At 73.7% G+C, this 2,608-nt stretch carries 1 protein-coding gene and 2 pseudogenes; all 3 read left to right on the plus strand.

All coding sequences use genetic code 11. The features are described 5' to 3' along the window. Window positions 1-509 (plus strand): annotated as a pseudogene (locus tag GXW71_RS34415) (hypothetical protein); the annotation flags it as partial. Next, window positions 506-1,639 (plus strand): flagellar motor protein MotA, encoded by a 1,134-nt coding sequence (locus GXW71_RS34420; RefSeq protein ID WP_211858577.1) that lies wholly within the window; start codon window positions 506-508, stop codon window positions 1,637-1,639. The pseudogene GXW71_RS34415 and the gene GXW71_RS34420, both read left to right, overlap by 4 nt. Window positions 1,640-1,842: 203 nt before the next feature. Beyond that, window positions 1,843-2,608, plus strand: a pseudogene (locus GXW71_RS34425) (peptidoglycan -binding protein); the annotation flags it as partial.

Here is a 2,608-nt window from a genome sequence, read left to right on the forward strand (position 1 = left end):
AGGAGCAGCGGCGAGCGCGCCAAGTGCCAGCGCACCCAGCAGGCGACGGGTCGGGGACATGGTTCCTTGTCGACCCGGCGCCGGCACCGCCGGCGCCCGCGGTCCTCGATCCGCGGCCGGCGCCATCCAACAGCGCGCGCGGCACGCCGACCGCGCCGCCCTCCCTGCCGGCAGGGGTAGAGGCATTGCCGGAGGGTGGCATCCGCATCCAGGGCGCGACCTTCGACGGCGCGCTGCGCCAGGCGGTGGTGGAGTATGGGCGCAGCCTGGCGGCGACGCCCAACGGGCGCGTCACGGTGCTGGCCGAGGTCGTGGGCCCGACGCCGCCGGACCCCCACACGGCGCGCCGCGCCTCCCTCGCGCGCGCGCTCGCCGTCAAGGCCGCGCTGGTCGAAGGCGGGCTGCCGCCGACCCGCATCGACCTGCGCCCGCTCGGCCGCACCGAGGCGGGCACCGACCGGCTCGATGTGCTACCTCCGGGCGTGACCCGAAGCGACTCGGCCCGATGACCCGACCGACCCTCTATCTGCTGCGCATGGTGGTCTTTCTCGCGGCGGTGGCCGTGGTGACGGCGCTGCTCGGCGCGCAGCTCGCCCACGCCTTCGCCGCGAACCCGGTGCTCAACGGCCTGATCGTGGCGGTGCTGCTCCTCGGCTGCGGCCTGACCATCGCCCAGGTGCTGGCGCTCAGGCGGGAAGTGGAGTGGCTGGAAGGCTTCCGCGGCCCGCGCGGCTCCGGCATCGGGGAGCCGCGGCTGCTGGCGCCGATGGCGTCGATGCTCGCGGCGCGGCGCAGCGACCGGCTGTCGCTCTCCGCCGTCGCGATGCGCAGCCTGCTGGACGGCATCATCGGACGGCTGGACGAGAAGCGGGAGCTGTCCCGCTACATGACGGGGTTGCTGATCTTCCTGGGCCTGCTCGGCACCTTCTGGGGCCTGCTGCTGACCATCGGCGCAGTGGCCGACGTGATCGGCGGCATGAGCGTCGGCTCCGGCGACCTCAACCAGATGTTCAACCAGCTCAAATCCGGGCTGGCGCGGCCGCTGGAAGGCATGGGCACCGCCTTTTCCTCCTCCATGCTCGGCCTCGCCGGCGCGCTGGTGCTGGGCTTCCTCGACCTGACCGCCGGCCAGGCGCAGAACCGCTTCACCAGCGAGCTGGAGGAATGGCTCGCGGGCATCACCCGCTTGTCCTCCGGCGTGCTCGGGCAGGAAGGTGAAGGCTCGGTCCCCGCCTATGTCCAGGCGCTGCTGGAGCAGACCGCCGAGAACCTCGAGGAGATGCAGCGCATCCTGGCGCGCGGGGAGGACAACCGGGCGCAGGCGAGCCAGGCCATGCAGACGCTGGCCGAGCGGCTGGCGGTGCTGACCGAGCTGATGCGCGCCAACCAGCAGATCATGATGCGGGTCGCGGAAGGGCAGACCCAGCTCGCCCCCGCGCTGCAGCGCCTGGCCGATGCCCAGGCCGCCGGCGCGATCGACGAGGCGACGCGCGGCCACCTCCGCAACATCGAGATCTACGCCCGCCGCCTGCTGGACGACGCGCAGCAAGGACGGGTCCAGGCGACGCAGGAAATCCGGACCGAGATCAAGATCCTGTCGCGTACGATTGCGGCGCTGGCGGAGCAGCCGCCGTCATGATCAGGGCATCGAGCGCCGCAATCGAATATTCTTTGTCCTCAAACGCCGGCGCGCGCATCCGCGCGCTTGGCTTTCGCGCTGTCAGGTGTGCGCCCGGCGCAGCGGATGGTCGCGCGCGGGCCGCATTCGCGGCCCCGGGGCATCGGCTTCGCCTCGCCGCCGCAGAGACCAGTGGCGGCCTGCTGCCGCTCAGAGGGTAGGTCATGGCCGGGTCGTCGGAGCGGCGGCGCGGGCGTGGCGGCGGGTTGGATGCCTGGCCGGGCTATGTGGACGCGCTCTCGACGCTCCTCATGGTCATCATCTTCGTGCTGCTGGTCTTCGTGCTGGCCCAGGGGTTTCTGAGCGCCGCCCTTTCCACCCGCGACCGCGCGCTGGAGCGGCTGAACCGGCAGATGTCGGAACTGGGCGAGATGCTGGCGCTGGAGCGCGGCAGCACCGAGGAGCTGCGCGCCAGCCTCGCGCGCGCCCAGGCCGAGATCAGCGCCGCCGGCGCCGCCCGCGACACCGCACTCGCCCAGCTCTCCCTGCTCCGGGAAGAGCGCGATCGCCTCGGCACCGAACGCGACACGGCGCGCGGCGAGCGGGAGCGGCTGGCCGCGCGCATCGCCGACCTGGAAACCGCGTCCCGCAGCCGCACCGACCGCGTCGGCGCGCTGGAGCAGCAATTGGCGGAGGCGCGGGCCCGGGCCGAGACGGTCGGCGGCGATGCCGCCCGCACCATCCGCGACCTGAACGAGGCGCGCCGCCAGCTCGAGGCGCTCCGCGAGGAGGCGACGCGGCTCGACACCCAGGTGCGGACCGACCGCGCGACCATCGAGGCGCGGCTGTCGGACCTGGCGCGCCTCTCCGAGCAGGTGCGGGCGCTGACCGCGCTGCGCGACGAGATGGAGCGCCAGGCCGAGGCCGCGCTGTCGCGCGCCAGCGCCGAGGAGACCCGCCGCCAGGCCGCCGAGCGCGAGGCCGAGCAGC

The organism is Plastoroseomonas hellenica (assembly GCF_018129085.1).
GTDB classification, from domain to species: domain Bacteria; phylum Pseudomonadota; class Alphaproteobacteria; order Acetobacterales; family Acetobacteraceae; genus Plastoroseomonas; species Plastoroseomonas hellenica.